At 64.3% G+C, this 14,659-nt stretch carries 12 protein-coding genes; 3 read left to right on the forward strand and 9 right to left on the reverse strand.

Translation table 11 applies throughout. The annotated features are described in order from the left end of the window. Positions 1–64: 64 nt before the first annotated feature. The 4 genes from AACG97_RS19880 to AACG97_RS19895 form a co-directional block, all read right to left on the reverse strand. Complete coding sequence (locus tag AACG97_RS19880; RefSeq protein ID WP_225786009.1) at positions 65–1,318, reverse strand: OprD family porin; 1,254 nt, start codon at positions 1,316–1,318, stop codon at positions 65–67. 59 nt (positions 1,319–1,377) lie between these two features. Then, positions 1,378–2,682: a CitMHS family transporter gene (locus AACG97_RS19885; RefSeq protein ID WP_197885326.1), complete on the reverse strand. Its 1,305-nt coding sequence runs from the start codon at positions 2,680–2,682 to the stop codon at positions 1,378–1,380. A 122-nt stretch (positions 2,683–2,804) separates the two neighbouring features. Then, positions 2,805–4,118, reverse strand: a complete 1,314-nt coding sequence (locus AACG97_RS19890) for a dicarboxylate/amino acid:cation symporter (RefSeq protein WP_029886337.1) — start codon at positions 4,116–4,118, stop codon at positions 2,805–2,807. A 72-nt stretch (positions 4,119–4,190) separates the two neighbouring features. Beyond that, complete coding sequence (locus AACG97_RS19895) at positions 4,191–5,270, reverse strand: 4-oxalomesaconate tautomerase (protein ID WP_197885327.1); 1,080 nt, start codon at positions 5,268–5,270, stop codon at positions 4,191–4,193. A gap of 147 nt (positions 5,271–5,417) precedes the next feature. Between AACG97_RS19895 and AACG97_RS19900 the strand changes: the two genes are divergently transcribed. Next, positions 5,418–6,311, forward strand: a complete 894-nt coding sequence (locus AACG97_RS19900; RefSeq protein ID WP_009683764.1) for a LysR family transcriptional regulator — start codon at positions 5,418–5,420, stop codon at positions 6,309–6,311. A 59-nt stretch (positions 6,312–6,370) separates the two neighbouring features. Here AACG97_RS19900 and tcuB read toward each other — a convergent pair whose 3' ends face one another. From tcuB to AACG97_RS19920, 4 genes are all read right to left on the reverse strand, one after another. Beyond that, a complete protein-coding gene (gene tcuB / locus AACG97_RS19905; RefSeq protein WP_009683765.1) occupies positions 6,371–7,552 on the reverse strand; it encodes a tricarballylate utilization 4Fe-4S protein TcuB in 1,182 nt (393 codons plus the stop codon). Next, positions 7,533–8,987 (reverse strand): FAD-dependent tricarballylate dehydrogenase TcuA, encoded by a 1,455-nt coding sequence (gene tcuA, locus AACG97_RS19910; protein ID WP_009683766.1) that lies wholly within the window; start codon positions 8,985–8,987, stop codon positions 7,533–7,535. Before tcuA ends, tcuB begins: the two co-directional genes overlap by 20 nt. A 142-nt stretch (positions 8,988–9,129) precedes the next feature. Further along, the gene (locus AACG97_RS19915; RefSeq protein WP_054905328.1) at positions 9,130–10,050 is read right to left on the reverse strand and encodes a LysR family transcriptional regulator; all 921 of its coding nucleotides are present in this window, start codon (positions 10,048–10,050) and stop codon (positions 9,130–9,132) included. 78 nt (positions 10,051–10,128) lie between these two features. After that, complete coding sequence (locus tag AACG97_RS19920; RefSeq protein WP_033690564.1) at positions 10,129–10,923, reverse strand: substrate-binding domain-containing protein; 795 nt, start codon at positions 10,921–10,923, stop codon at positions 10,129–10,131. A gap of 232 nt (positions 10,924–11,155) precedes the next feature. On the opposite strand from AACG97_RS19920, the gene AACG97_RS19925 reads away from it, so the two are divergent. Both AACG97_RS19925 and AACG97_RS19930 read left to right on the forward strand, forming a co-directional pair. After that, a complete protein-coding gene (locus AACG97_RS19925; RefSeq protein WP_125854886.1) occupies positions 11,156–12,400 on the forward strand; it encodes an MFS transporter in 1,245 nt (414 codons plus the stop codon). Between the two features lie 7 nt (positions 12,401–12,407). Continuing rightward, on the forward strand, positions 12,408–13,661 hold the full coding sequence (locus AACG97_RS19930; RefSeq protein WP_144188978.1) for an arsenic transporter: 1,254 nt from the start codon (positions 12,408–12,410) through the stop codon (positions 13,659–13,661). Positions 13,662–13,694: 33 nt separating this feature from the next. Here AACG97_RS19930 and AACG97_RS19935 read toward each other — a convergent pair whose 3' ends face one another. Further along, positions 13,695–14,558, reverse strand: a complete 864-nt coding sequence (locus AACG97_RS19935) for a DUF2242 domain-containing protein (RefSeq protein ID WP_009683772.1) — start codon at positions 14,556–14,558, stop codon at positions 13,695–13,697. Positions 14,559–14,659 lie beyond the last annotated feature (101 nt).

The raw sequence follows: 14,659 nt of genomic DNA on the forward strand, positions 1-14,659 counted from the left end.
ACGTCGCCCCGGCGCGGCCGGCCACTCAGGCTGAGCCGCCAGGGCTGACTGCGGCGCTCAGCCCTTACCAGAGGGCGATGTCGTAGGTCAGGTAGATGCGGTTGCTGTCACGCCCGCGGGAGAAGTCGGAGCGGTACACGTAGTTGCGCAGCTTCACCCCAAGGCCCTTGACCGGCCCGGATTGCACCACGTAGGCAAGCTCCATGTCGCGCTCCCACTCGCTCAGCCCGGCGTCAGCCGAGCGCCCGTTATCCCCGCTGAGGTAGCGGGTCATGAAGGTAAGCCCTGGGATGCCCGCCGCAGCGAAGTTGTAGGCATAGCTGGCCATCCAGGTTTTCTCTTCTTCCTCGATGAACTTGCCGATACCCACGTTACTGAACGAGTACACCGTGGCGCCGCTGATGTAGGGCAGCCCGGCCTTGCCGTCGAGCACCTGGTAGCCACCCCCGAATGTGTGCCCGGAATGGGTGTACGACAGTTGCCCGCTGAACATGTCATTGTCGATTTCGCCGCCCCGGGCAGCGCCGCTGTCGCGGCTGTTGAAATAGCGCAAGTCGGTGGTGAGCACGCCGCCGGCCAAAGGCAGGTCGTAAATCAGGCCGGCAAAGTCCTGGCGGTAGAAGTGTTCCAGCTGGCCGTGGAAATAGCTCAACTTCAACTGCTTGTTGACGGCGTAATCGGCGCCGGCAAAGTTGAAATCGCCAGACTCGTCACCGCTGTAGCCGTCCATGTACAGGCCCGTGCTGTCAGAGGAATCGCGCAGCTTGAAGCGGTTCAGGTGCCCGGCAGTCAGGGTCAGGTTGTCGATGTCGGTGCTGGTCAGCTGGGTGCCCTGGTAGGTTTGCGGCAACAAGCGTGCATCGTTGTAGATCAGCACCGGGGTTTTCGGCAGCAAGGTGCCATGCTTGACCACGGTCTGCCCCAGGCGCGCCTTGGCCGTCACGCCGGCACTGGCAAACTCGTCAGCGGCGCGGCCATCGTCATGCGTCGGCAGCAAACCGGTACCGCTGCGGCCGCGGCCCGAATCGAGCCGCACGCCGAGCAGCCCCATGGCGTCGAGCCCCAGCCCCAGCGGGCCCTGGGTGAAGCCGGACTGATAGTCGAGCAGGAAGCCCTGCGCCCATTCCACCCGCTCGCTCTTGGCGGTGGCGGCGGCGCGCGGGCTCATGCCCTGTTCGTCGCGGAAGTTTTCGTTGAAGTACACATTGCGCAGTTGCAGCTTCAGCTTGCTATCGTCGACGAAACCGGCGGCGCCGGCCACAGGCAGCCAGCCGCACAGCAGGCCACAGGTGGCCCCACGGAAAACAGCTCGGGACATGATTGATACTCTATTGTTGTTTTTGGGTGAGCGGGGCGCCGCTCGGCGCCCGAAGCAGTTCAGACGAAGAAGGACAAGGCACCGGTGGCCAGCGCCAGCGCAGTGATCACCAACGATGTGAGCACCGCCCATTTCACCGTGGCTTTCTGGAAATCACCGATGTCGCGGTCGACCATCCCCACCAACAGCAGGGTCGAGGCCACCAGTGGGCTCATCAGGTGCACCGGCTGGCCCAGCACCGAGGCGCGGGCGATTTCAATCGGGTCGATGCCATAGGCGGTCGCGGCATTGGCCAGGATCGGTACCACGCCAAAGTAGTAGGCGTCGTTCGACAGCACGAAGGTCAATGGCATGCTGGTCAGGGCCACCACCAGTGGGAACCAGTGGCTCCAGGCGGCAGGAATCCAGTCGACCAGGGTCTGCGCCAGGGCGTCGACCATCTTGGTGCCCGAGAAGATACCGGCGAAGATGCCCGCGGCAAATACCAGCAATACCACGGTCATGGCATTGCCCGAATGGGCGAGGATGCGTTCTTTCTGCAAGTCGAGTTGCGGGTAGTTGATCATCAGCGCGGCGACGAAGCCGATCATGAAGAGGATCGCCGCGTGCATTACCCCGAAGACCAACGCGGTCATCACGGCGATCACCAGGGCCAGGTTTACATAGGCCAGGCGTGGGCGCTTGTAGGGAGCGTCGCCAAGGATTTCCTTGATGTAGCAATTGCCACCACCCGACTCCAGGGCGGTGTTCCCGATGCGGCGACGCTCGGCACGGCCCAGCAGGAAGGCGGTGAATACCACCCAGGCAGCGCCACCGATCACGGTCGGCAACATCGGGATGAAGTATTCGGTGGCGTCCAGGCCCAACGCGGCGATGGCTCGGGTCGCCGGCCCGCCCCAGGGGCTCATGCCACTCATGATGCTCAGCGACAGCATCGACACCGTGGCCAGGATCATCGGGTTCATGCCGATGCGCTTGTACAACGGCAGCATGGCCGCGCAGGTGATCATGTACGTGGTGGTGCCGTCACCGTCCAGCGCTACCACCAGCGACAGCAGCGCGGTGCCGATGGCGATCTTGACCGGGTCGCCATTGACGCGCTTGAGGATCTTGCGGATCAGCGGGTCGAACAGGCCGGCATCGATCATCAGGCCGAAGAACAGGATGGCGAACAACAGCAGTGCGGCTGACGGTGCCACCATTTTCAAGCCATCGAGCATCATCTTGCCCAGGTCGGGGGCAAAGCCACCGATCACTGCGAAGACAATCGGTACGGCGGTGAGCGCCACGATGGGGGACAGGCGTTTACTCATGATCAGGTAGGTGAAGGTCACCACCATGATCAGGCCCAGGAGTGCGAGCATGGTTTTTTCTCTTGTTTTTATTGTGTTGCGGCCGCCAGCAGGGCAGACGGCCCCCTACCCCACCCGCACCGTCAGGGTGCTGGGTGGGATTTCAAGTCAGCGAGGACAGATGGAAAAGGTGTTCAGCCGTGGTGCCGAGGCTCCGCAGCCCAGTCGGCCTGTGCCGTATCGGCTTCGTCTGCAGCGGCCGGGATTCCGTTCAGGCGGCGCAGCAGCGTTTTCCGGTCACAGGCATTCTCCGACAAGGAGATGACCACGGTCGCGACGGCGTTGCTGGCCAGGCTGGTCAGGGCGCGCGCTTCGGACATGAAGCGATCGATACCGATCAGCAAGGCAAGCCCGGCCAGCGGGATGTCGTGGATCACGGTGAGGGTCGAGGCCAGGGCCACGAAACCACTGCCGGTCACGCCTGCTGCCCCTTTGGACGACAGCAGCATGATCGCCAGCATGGTCACCGTCTGGCCGAGGGTCAGGTCGATGTTGCAGGCCTGGGCGATGAACACCGCGGCCAGCGACAGGTAGATGGCCGTGCCGTCGAGGTTGAAGGAATAGCCAGTCGGCAGCACCAGCCCGACCACGCCCTTCTTGCAGCCCAGTTTCTCCAGCTTCTCCAGCATGCGCGGCAGCACCGGCTCGGTGGAGGACGTGCCGAGTACTACCAGGAATTCCTCGCGGAAGTAGCGCAGCAGCTTCCACAGGCTGAAGCCATACGCACGGCAGATGCCGCCGAGCACCACCAGCACGAAGAACGCACAGGCGATGTACAGCGTACCGACCAGCTTGGCCAAGGCACCCAGCGAGGTCACGCCGTACTGGCCGACCGTGAACGCCAGTGCACCGAAGGCGCCGATGGGGGCGAAGCGCATCAGGTAGCCGAAGATGCGGAACACCATGGTCGAGGCCGATTCCAGCACATTCAGTACCGGCTTGCCCTTCTCGCCCATGGACGACAGGGCAAAACCGCTGAGCACGGCGATGAACAGCACCGGCAGCACCTCACCCTTGTTGAACGCACCGATGAAGGTGTCCGGGATGATGTGCATGAAGAAGTCGACCACGCTGAGCTTGGCCGCCGACGCAGCGTACTGGCTCAGCCCGGCAGTGCTGAGGGTCGCAGGGTCGATGTTCATGCCGACGCCCGGGCGGAACAGGTACACCGCCGCCAGGCCGATCATCAGGCTGACCACGGTCAGGCCCAGGAACAACAGCAATGTCTTGCTCATCAAGCGCCCCAGGGAGCGCTTGTCGGTCATGCCGGCGATGCCGGTGACGATGGTGCAGAACACCACGGGGGCAATCATCATCTTGATCAGCTTGATGAAAGCATCACCCAGCGGCTTGAGCGCAACAGCCTGTTGCGCCCAGAAGTGGCCGACCACTACGCCCAGCAGGACGGCGCAGAGGATCTGAAAGTACAGCGATTTGGCGAGTCTCATGAGGCATCACCCATTGTTGAAATTGTGCGGATGCGCTTGTTGCAATTGTTTGGAGCTGAACGGCTGCCAGAGCTACCCGGCCAATCTGCGGAATGTAGGGGCGTAAACGAAACCTGAGAACAACCGTCGGGCAGTTCGCACCACCGAGGCCTGGATGGTCTTGCCATCGGCGCCGGTGCGCGACAATGCCACATCGATGCCACCGCTTGGGTGTTCCAGGCGCACTTCGGTCAATTGCTCGGCGCCCTCGCCCAGCACTTCACCGATCACGGTGCCAGGGCTGACACAGGCAGTGGCCAACCCGATCGAACCTGTAATGGCCAGCGCGCGGTGGCAGCTGTGCGGCATGAAGTAGCGAACCTGCAGGGTGCCGTCATAGCGCGGTTTGGAAACCAACACCGGCTTGGGGATGACCATCCCGCTGACATCGCCCAGGCCCATGGCCTTGCCGGCCTTCAGGCGCAGCGCTTCCAGGCGCTTGAGCAGGTCTTCGTTGGCATCGAGTTCGGCAGGCGTTTCCGAACCGGTGACACCGAGCTGGCTGGCCTCGACCACCATCATCGGCATGGCCATGTCGATGCAGGTGACCGGTACGCCGTCGATCACGTCGGTGGCCTGGCCGGTCGGGAACAGCTTGCCGGTCTTGCTGCCAACCGCATCGAGGAACGTCAGCTGCACCGGGGCGGCAGTGCCCGGAACGCCATCGATCGCCGTGCGGCCTTCGTAACGCACGATCCCGCCGGGGGTTTCCACCAGCGAGTTGACGAACGTTCCGGTGTTGAGGTTGCGGATGCGCACCAGGGTCTTGCCTTCCTGGCCCTTGACCAACCCTTGCTCGATGGCGAACGGGCCAACGGCGCACAGCATGTTGCCGCAGTTAGGGGCGGTGTCGACCCTGCGCTGCGCGACCATGACCTGCACGAACAGGTAATCTACGTCAGCGTCGGCATGCAGCGAAGGGCTTACAATCGCCACCTTGCTGGTCTGCGGGCTACCGCCACCGATCCCGTCGATCTCCAGTTCATGCCCGGAGCCCATCAGGTTGATCAGTAATTCGTCGCGCTCGACCACGTTGGCAGGCAGGTCCCAGGCGTGGAAAAACGGCCCCTTGGAGGTGCCACCGCGCATGAGTACGCAAGGAATTCGTTGCATGATTTCGCACTCTTGTTGATCAATGGACATCATTGATGTTGTGGACACAAGATTGACAGGGATGGATAAATCAATCCAATGCAAATATCGTAGTTATTATTCCGATCCAGGCATCAATTAAACACCGGGGCCAGAGAGCGATTCGAGATGGAATATGAACTCCAAGACATCCGATCTTTCGTGAAAATCGCCGAACTCGGCAGTTTCCACGAGGCTGCGGAAGCGCTGCATTTGTCCCAGCCGGCGCTCAGCCGGCGGATCAAGAAGCTGGAAGAAGGGTTGGGGACGTCCCTGCTTGAGCGCACCACCCGTCGCGTCAGCCTGACCAGTGTCGGGCGCGACTTCCTGCCCAAGGCCAGGCGCCTGCTGGATGACTTCGAAGACTCGATCCTGAGCATTCGCGAGCTGGCCGAGCGCCAGACCGGCCAGGTGACCCTGGCCTGCATCCCCACCGCCGCGTTCTATTTCCTGCCGTCGGTGATTCGCGACTACAACGAGCAATACCCGAAGATCCGTATCCGCCTGCTTGACCTCAGTGCCAACGACGGGCTTGAAGCCGTGCTGCGCGGTGAAGCCGACTTCGGCATCAACATGATGAGCGGCCAGCACCCGGACATCGAGTTCGTCTCGCTGGTACAGGAGCATTTCGTGCTGGCTTGCCGTCGCGACCACAAGCTGGCAAACCGGGAATGCGTGACCTGGACGGAACTGGCCGACTACCGCCTGATTGGCGTGGGCCGGCTGAGCGGCAACCGAATGCTGCTGGACCACGCCCTGTCCGGGCTCAACCTGCGGCCCAAGTGGTTTTATGAAGTGCAGCACCTGTCCACCTCGCTGGGCATGGTCGAAGCCGGGCTGGGCGTGTCGGCCATGCCCAGCCTGGCCATGCCCAACGCCGACCACCCGACGCTGGTCAGCGTGCCGCTGACCGAACCCGAGGTCACGCGCACCCTGGGCCTGGTCTACCGGCGTGGCGCCTCGCTGTCGCCGGCGGCGGAAAAATTCGTCTCGATCCTGCTGGAGAAGTGGCCCAACCGCTGACCGGTCAGCCTCTCGTTGGCCTGGGTGCAGCGAGGGGTGCAGGGCGGCAGCACTCATCGTCATTCCCCGCCCAGGCCGAGGGTGTTGGGGCGGCGCTTCTCGATGGCGAACTTGAGCAGGGCCGCCGAGCGGAACAGCCCATGGGCGAACTTGCCATAGGGCAACGTGATGAACAGCGCCATGACCGTACCCAGGTGCAGCGCCAGCACGATCGCCATTGCTGCGGTATCACGCAGGCCCAGCAAGGCAAGGCCACTGGCGCTGACCAGCAGCAGGAGCAGAATGAAGGCACGGTCCATGGGGCGCTGGGCGACGTCGCCCTGCTCCGGGGCCCGGCGCAGGTTCAGCGCCAGCAACCCGAGCGGGCCGACGATCAGGCCGATACCCCCCAAGGTACCAAGCAGCACCGGCGCGCTGAGCAGCGGGTATGGCGCCTGCTGGCCCAGCAGGTAGTGGTAACCGGTAGCGACGACCGTGGCGGCAAAGCACAGCATGAAGCCGTAGAAGGTCATGTGATGGAAGCGCCGGCGCCACAGCGTGTAGCGGTCATCGGCATTGTTGCAGCCCTGGCCGTGGCCACCGTCCAGGTACTTCAAGGTCAACACCGCGCTGGTTGCCTCCAGCACAGCGCCTTGGGCGGGTTGCGCCTGGGCGTTTGCAGGCGTTACAGCACGCCAGAAGCGACGTACCGCCACCCCAAGCGCCAGGCCCGCCGCCGCGAATACCCCACCGAACATCAATGCCAGGGTATTGTGCGGGAAAACCGCGTAGAAGTTTCCGGCCAGCCGCCCCGGCAACAACGTGCCGTTGAGCCACAAGGTCAGCAGCAGGAACAGCGATAGGGCCAGCGACAGGGCAACGGCGACGTAGGTGCCGTTGTGCTGATACAGCCGGCCGAAGCGGGCCGGCCAGGCATACTCGGCGTAGGTCTGGCCACGCACCTTGGCCATGGCCTGGGGCACGTTCACGGCAAATTCGTGGGGGTCGGCGTACTGGCAGGCATGCAGGCAGGCCCCACAGTTGTGGCACAGGTTGGCCAGGTAGTGGATGTCGGCCTTGCCGAACTCAAGCCGACGGGTCATTGCCGGGAATACGGCACAAAAGCCCTCGCAGTAGCGGCAGGCATTGCAGATACGCATTTGCCGGTCGACTTCCTGCTCTTCCAGGTTCAGCGCAGGTATCAGTTCGAGTGCTGCGGGTTGGGCGACGGGCTGGCGTGCTTCAGGCAGTTGCGCGGTCATGGTCGTTCTCGTGTTCTGGATGGTCGTGGCCGGTTGCGGCAGCGGCGCTGGTGCCGGCGATGCGGCCGAAGGCAGTGCCGATGGACATGCCGACACCTGCCGTGTAGCCCTTGCCCAGCACATTGCCCGCCATCATTTCGCCGGCGACGAACAGGTTGGGACTGGGCCGACCGGCAAAATGCACGGCCGCCGTTTCATCGGTGCGCAGCCCCAGGTAGGTGAAGGTCACGCCGGGGCGCAGCGGGTAGCCGTAGTAAGGCGGCGTGTCGAGCGGCCGAGCCCAGTGGCTTTTCACCGGTTGCAGGCCTTGGGTGTGGCAGTCGTCCAGGCGGGTGTGATCGAAGCTGCCGACCCGGCAGGCGCGGTTGTAGGCCTGCACCGTCTCGACGAAGGCCGGCACGGGCAAACCGAGCAACGCCGCCAGCCCCTCCAGGGTGTCGGCGCGCGCGCCCGGGAACACTGGCGGCATGAAACGACCTAGGGCTTTCTGGTCAATGATCGAGAAGCCCACCTGCCCTGGCTGCTGAGCCACCAGCCGGCCCCAGATGGCATAGCGCTTGGGCCAGAAATCCTCGCCTTCATCGTAAAAGCGCTGGCCGTCGCGGTTGACCACCACCCCCAGCGACACACAGTCGATACGCGTGCAGATGCCGCCGTCGTAAAGCGGCGCCCGGGCGTCGATCGCCACCATGTGCGCTTGCGTGGGGTCGCCGATGGTGTCGGCACCCTGTTCGATCATGCGGCGCAACAGCACCCCTTCGTTGAACCGCGTACCACGAATCAGGAAGTTGTCCGCAGGCCATTCACCCCGCTCGTTCTGCCCCCAGGCATCGCGCAACCACTGGCGGTTGGACTCGAAGCCACCGGCCGCCAACACACAACTGCGCGCCTCGATACGTTCGCCCGGCAAGGTGCGCCCCTGAACCTGGCGCGCCGGCACATGGGCGGCAACGAAGCGGCCGTTGTCCAGCTCGATGTCGGCCACAGGCGTGTCGTAGCGTATCTGCACGCCCAGCGCTTCGGCGCTGCGGAAATAGGCATTGACCAGCGCCTTGCCACCCCCCATGAAAAACGCGTTGGTGCGGGCAGTGTGCAGCGCACCGGACAAGGAAGGCTGAAAATGCACGCCATGCCGGCGCATCCAGCCCCGGCAACTGGCAGAGGCACGGATCACCAGGCGCGCGAGCTTTTCGTCGGTCTGGCCCCCGGTGACCTTGAGCAGGTCCTGCCAGAACTCCTCTTCCGGGTATGCCTCGACCAGCACATCCTGCGGGGCGTCATGCATGCAGCGCAGGTTGCGCGTGTGTTGGGAATTGCCACCACGCCAGGCGCGGGGTGCGGCTTCGAGCAGCAGCACGCTGGCTCCGGCCTCGCGCGCCATCAGCGCGGCACAGAGGGCGGCATTACCCCCTCCGATGACTAGCACATCGATCATTTCGCCTCCAGATCACGAAGCGCCGAATGGTCGGCTGCTCCTCGTGGCCAGGGACTTTAATCAGTGCCCGGGCGGGGCGAAACGCGATGACACCGGGGGGGCCTTCAGTTTTTCTAAAGGGTGGGCAAGCGGCGTGCCGCCGTCAGAGCAGCCGGGCGCCAGGCCACCGCCCCTGCTCCACCAGCGCCCGCGCCACTTCCTGCAGCACGATCCGGGTCGCCAGTGCAGCCGGTGACAGTTCGTCGTCGGCCAGGCTGACCATGACGTTGCGGCGCTGCGCCTGGGCATCATCAATAGCATAGACCCGCAACCCCGCCTGGTGCGCCCGAGCCACCGTGGCGCCCGGCTGCAGGGTGGCAGCATGGCCCGCACAAACGCAATCCATCAGCAGCGACAGGCCATCGACTTCCATGACAATGTTGGCCTCCAGCCCGGCACGCTCGAAGATCGCGCGCAGGGTCGCGCGCAAGCCGTGCTGTGTGCTGGGCATCACCAAGGGCAGCGTGGCGATCTGCTGCAACGTCAGCGATTCACCCCATTCGGGGCGCACCAGCGCGGCGGGGATGAGTGCAAACAGCCGCTCGGTCAGCAGCGGCCGCACATCCAGCCGCGGCCCCGCTTCTGCCTGGAACAACACCGCAAGGTCAAGGTGCCTGGCGTTGAGCTGGTTCACCAGGTAGCCCGACAGCATCTCCACCAGGTGCAGGCGGATGTCGGGGTAGCGTTCACGCATCTTGTCGATCAGCGCCAGGCCCAGCACCGACGCTGTAGTCGGCGCCAGGCCCACGCTGACATAGCCGCTCATGCGGCCGCTTTGCGCGGCCAACACTGCGTGCTCTGCCTGGCGCAGGGCCAGGCGCGCGTGGTACTCGAAGGCCAGGCCCGCAGCAGTCGGCGACACGCCGGTGCTCGAGCGCGTCAGCAACCGGGTACAGACCTCGCTTTCCAGCTTTGACAATTGCTGGCTCAGTGCCGAAGCACCGACGCCAAGCTCGACCGCAGCCCTGCCAAGGCTGCCGTGCTCCAGGACACTCAGGAAATAGCGAAGTTGACGTAACTCCATACAGCTCTCTTTCAACGATAGGGGGCTATCCTTGCGCATCTTAGCCTTTAGCAGGCCCGATGGCGCCGCCCCCTGCCGCTAACCGCGCGAATGGGGCAGTGGCTTCAGGCCGCTGTCCTCGATCGCTGCGTCGGCTTGTGGCGATGCCAGGTAGTCGAGCAGCGCCTGCGCGGCGGCATGGTGCTGGCTGTTGCTGACCACCGCGCCCGAATACAGGGTCATTTTCTGGGCTTCGGCCGGGATCAGGCCAACGATATCGATGCCCTTGACGGGTTTGAGCTCGCTCAACTGCTGGAAGCCGATTTCAGCCTGGCCGCGAGCGATCACAGCGCCTACCGGCTCGGCAGGAATCATGTGGGCCTTGGCCGCGAAGCCAGCACCCAGGTGCATGCCGGGGAATAGGGTCTTGGACAGGTAGACGCCGCTGGCGCTGTCGGAGTACGCCACGGATTTGCTGTTGAGCAGTACGGCGCGCAAGCCCTGCAAGGTGCTGATATCCGGCTTGGGCTGGCCTTGGCGCACGGCCATGGCGATGAATGATTGGCCCAGGTCGACCCGGCTGCTCTTGTCAGCCTGGCCACCCGCCACCAGCTTGTCCAGGGCAGCACCCACCATCAGCACAACGTCCGCCGGCTCGGCACGGGCAAGCCTGTTGGGAATGGCCTGTGGCGTTTCGCCCATGGAAGGCGCGGCCAGCACCTGCAGCTTGACCCCGAATTTCTTCTCGTAGGCAGGCGCCACTTCCCGGATTGCGCCCATGATGCCACCGGAGCTCAGGACCGTGAGGGTTGGCGGTTCGGCAGGCGCAGCCTGGGCGAGCGAGCAGGCCAATGAAGACGCTAATACAGCAGCACAGGACAACATTCGAAACACTGGAGTTTTCTCCGCAGTAAAAGCACGGCATGCTAGCGAAGCGGGAAGCGCCTGCGGCGTGAAGCAGCCATTAAGAATGTTTCACGTTCGGTATTCGGAGCGCTTTTCAACACCCAGTTGTCAATTGAATAACGACCACCGAGCATGGCCTGGGCAAAGCCGTGTGCCTGTCCGTTACGGCCGGCGCACACCGCGGGTGCGCTCCCCCCATGATCCCTTTCGAGATTGCATCTTGGCCAAACCACGCTCTCCCGCTTCCCCCGACGGCGCCCTCGACTGGCTGAACTTCTTTTTGGCAGATGTGCGCGACGGGCTTGGGCCATACCTGGCCATCTATCTGCTGGCGGTGCATCAATGGCAACCGGCAAGCATCGGCCTGGTAATGAGCCTGGCAGGCATTGCTGCACTGTTGGCGCAAACCCCGGCAGGGGCATTGATCGACCGTACCAAAGCCAAGCGTGCCGTGGTGGTGATCGCTGCGCTGCTGGTGACTGGCAGCTGCCTGCTGTTGCCGTGGATTTCCTCGTTCAGCGGGGTAGCCCTGACCCAGACCATCAGTGCCCTGGCGGGCTCGATCTTTGCGCCAGCGATTGCCGCCATATCCTTGGGCATCAGCGGCCCCAAGGCCTTTACCCGCCGGGTAGGCCGCAACGAAACCTTCAACCATGCTGGCAACGCCTGTTCGGCGCTGCTGGCCGGCGGCCTGGCCTACCTGTTCGGCCCGGTGGTGGTGTTCTACCTTATGGCCGTCTTGACCGTGGCCAGTGTGGTGGCGGTGAGCTGCGTGCCTGCCACGGCCATCGATCACCAAGTGGCTCGCGGCCTGGCGCATGGCCCTGGCGGTGATGACGCCCCTGCAGGGCTACGGGTACTGCTGCACAACCGGACCCTGCTGGTATTCGCCGCATGTTGCGCGCTGTTTCACCTGGCCAACGCGGCCATGCTGCCACTGGTCAGCCAGAAGCTCTCGCAGGTCGACCTGCAGCTGGCCACCCCGCTGACCTCCGCCTGCATCGTTGCCGCGCAACTGGTGATGGTGCCCATGGCGCTGCTGGTAGGCGCCAAGGCCGAACACTGGGGCCGCAAGCCGTTCCTGCTGATCGGTTTCCTGATACTGCCGCTTCGCGGGGCGCTCTATGTGGTGTCTGACAACCCGTTCTGGCTGGTGGGCGTGCAACTGCTCGATGGCATCGGCGCCGGAATCTTCGGTGCGCTGTTCCCGATTGTGGTCAAGGACCTGACCGAAGGTACCGGCCGATTCAATGTGAGCCTTGGCGCGCTGACCGCGGTGTTCGGGCTGGGCGCCGCGCTCAGCCCTGGCATCGCCGGGCTGGTGGTGCAGGCTGCAGGCTACGATGCGGCGTTCCTGACCCTGGCCGGTATCGCCGGGGTCGCCTTCATCCTGGTAGTGCTGGCGCTGCCAGAAACGCACCCGCGCAGCCTGCCAGCGCCACTGCCCACCCCGGTCGGAAACTGAGCGCCTTATGCCTGTCAGTGAAAGTGCATTGATCATCTGGGCGGTCGCCGCACTGGCGACCTGCGGCGTCATTTTGCGCCCATGGCGCGTTCCGGAGTACGTCTGGGCCATGGGCGGGGCGGTGCTGCTGGTCGGCCTTGGCCTGATGACGCCTCGGCGGGCCCTGGCCGCGGTGGCCGAAGGCGGTGACGTCTACCTGTTTCTGGTCGGCATGATGGTACTGGCCGAACTCGCTCGTCAGGAAGGCCTGTTCGACTGGCTGGCACGGTATGCCGTGCAGCATGCGCGGGGTTCCGGGCAACGGCTGTTCGACCTGGTATTCCTGGTGGGCACGCTGGTTACGGTGTTCCTGTCCAACGACGCCACGGCCGTGGTCCTGACCCCGGCAGTCTATGCCGCGTGCAAGGCCGCCAAGGCCGACCCACTGCCCTACCTGTTCATCTGCGCCTTCATCGCCAACGCCGCGAGTTTCGTACTGCCTATCTCCAACCCTGCCAACCTGGTGGTATTCGGCAGCCATATGCCGCCACTGCTGGACTGGCTACGCCAGTTCAGCCTGCCTTCCCTGGCCGCAATCTGCCTGACCTATGGGGTGCTGCGGGTGACTCAGCGCCGGCAGATCCGCCAACCGCTGGCGCTGAGCGTGAGCGGCGCGCCCCTGACGACTGGCGCCCGCCTGTGTGCAATGGGCATCGTGGTCACCGGCGCGTTGCTGCTGGGCGCCTCGGCACTGGACCGGGCGCTGGGGCTGCCAACATTCTGTGCCGGGGTGGCGACCACGGCACTGATCCACCTGTGGCAGCGGCGCAGCCCACTGCCGGTGCTGCGCCACGTGGCCTGGGGCGTGCTGCCCTTGGTGGCAGGCCTGTTCATACTGGTCGAAGCCGTTGCACAGACCGGGCTGATCGAACGCCTCGCCCAGGCACTGGCCAGCCTGTCCGCACAAACACCGGTTACCGCCAGCTGGGTCGGCGGCGTGGGTGTAGCGATCGCCAGCAACCTGATGAACAACCTGCCCACCGGGTTGATCGCCGGGTCCATGGGCTCGCTGATGGCGCTGCCCCAGCAAACCACTGCAGCCTTGCTGATCGGCGTCGACCTGGGGCCGAACCTGTCGATTACCGGCTCCCTGGCCACTCTGTTGTGGCTGGTGGCGATCCGCAGGGAGGGGGAGCATGTCAGCGCATGGCGTTTTCTGTGCCTGGGTGCGCTGGTGATGCCACCTGCGTTGGCCGCCGCGCTGCTGGCCTTGTGGGTATGACAGGGCCCGCCAGCGGCCAGCACTGCTAAAGCATCAAGGCGTGGCCGTGGCTGCCTCGGCCGGCTGCGCTTCCTGCTGCACCTGAATCGGCGCTGCTTCGGGCGGCGGTGCCAGCGGCTGCGAACCTTGGCTGTCATCCACCACGGGTGCCACTGGCGCCTCCGTGGCTGGGGCAGCCGCTGCTGGCGCGGGCTGCGTTTCGGTGACAGGCGCGGCCTGCGCGGCGGGCGTAGTTTCAGCAGCGGGTGCCGGCGCTGCTGCCGCCGGGGTCGGTGCCAGCGGGTTCGCCGCCGCTTGCTCCGGCAGCCCCAGGGTAACCGCCGGCTTTTCCACTTTTGGCGCTTCGACCTTGGCTTTGCTGACCTTCTTCGGCTTGGGCAGGTAACTTTCCACCAAGGCAAAATAGCGATCGTAGAATTGCGCCGCCGTTACCGTCTCGCTCGCGACCTTGACCATCGAGTCGTCGCTGGAGCCAATCGGCATCGACACCGACCCCAGCACACCCACGCCCAGGCTGGCCGAGGTGTTGGATTTTTTCAGCGCGTAGCGGTCCTGCAGGGCGTTGGCGAACATGGTCGAGTGCTGGTCGTCACTCGCGTCTGGCGCGCAGGTAACGTTGAAGCTGATCTGCAGGTGGTTTTCGCTGTTCTGCTGGAAGCTCTTGTTGCCCACTACCTGGTTGGCACCGCTGCTGGTGATGATGTAGCCCTGGCTGAGCAAGGCGCGCCGCGCCGCCTCGCAAGAGCCGGCATCGCTTACCGGGAAACTGCGCGAGAACGTACCCGAGTCAGCGAAGTTCTCGTGCTCGTAGACGGCCGCTTTTTTCGAAGAACAACCGCTCACGCCCGCCAGCACCAGGGCCAGCCCGAGCGCACCAAAGACGGAAGATCTGGTCATTGCGTATTCCGGGTATGTCGAGAGGGTGCCTATTGTGCAACACAGCAGGCAAGCACACCAACCACTGGTCGGTGAAGAACCTGTAAGGTTGGTGTAAATGT

It is taken from the genome of Pseudomonas sp. Nvir, from assembly GCF_963778085.1.
GTDB lineage: Bacteria > Pseudomonadota > Gammaproteobacteria > Pseudomonadales > Pseudomonadaceae > Aquipseudomonas > Aquipseudomonas juntendi.

What these genes read in the sequence shown, in the direction of transcription:
- AACG97_RS19895 (WP_197885327.1), bottom strand. Translation starts at nt 5,270, where the DNA reads ATGCAACGAATTCCTTGCGTACTCATGCGCGGTGGCACCTCCAAGGGG.
- AACG97_RS19880 (WP_225786009.1), bottom strand. Translation starts at nt 1,318, where the DNA reads ATGTCCCGAGCTGTTTTCCGTGGGGCCACCTGTGGCCTGCTGTGCGGC.
- AACG97_RS19890 (WP_029886337.1), bottom strand. Translation starts at nt 4,118, where the DNA reads ATGAGACTCGCCAAATCGCTGTACTTTCAGATCCTCTGCGCCGTCCTG.
- AACG97_RS19930 (WP_144188978.1), top strand. Translation starts at nt 12,408, where the DNA reads ATGCCTGTCAGTGAAAGTGCATTGATCATCTGGGCGGTCGCCGCACTG.
- AACG97_RS19900 (WP_009683764.1), top strand. Translation starts at nt 5,418, where the DNA reads ATGGAATATGAACTCCAAGACATCCGATCTTTCGTGAAAATCGCCGAA.
- tcuB (WP_009683765.1), bottom strand. Translation starts at nt 7,552, where the DNA reads ATGACCGCGCAACTGCCTGAAGCACGCCAGCCCGTCGCCCAACCCGCA.
- AACG97_RS19885 (WP_197885326.1), bottom strand. Translation starts at nt 2,682, where the DNA reads ATGCTCGCACTCCTGGGCCTGATCATGGTGGTGACCTTCACCTACCTG.
- tcuA (WP_009683766.1), bottom strand. Translation starts at nt 8,987, where the DNA reads ATGATCGATGTGCTAGTCATCGGAGGGGGTAATGCCGCCCTCTGTGCC.
- AACG97_RS19915 (WP_054905328.1), bottom strand. Translation starts at nt 10,050, where the DNA reads ATGGAGTTACGTCAACTTCGCTATTTCCTGAGTGTCCTGGAGCACGGC.
- AACG97_RS19935 (WP_009683772.1), bottom strand. Translation starts at nt 14,558, where the DNA reads ATGACCAGATCTTCCGTCTTTGGTGCGCTCGGGCTGGCCCTGGTGCTG.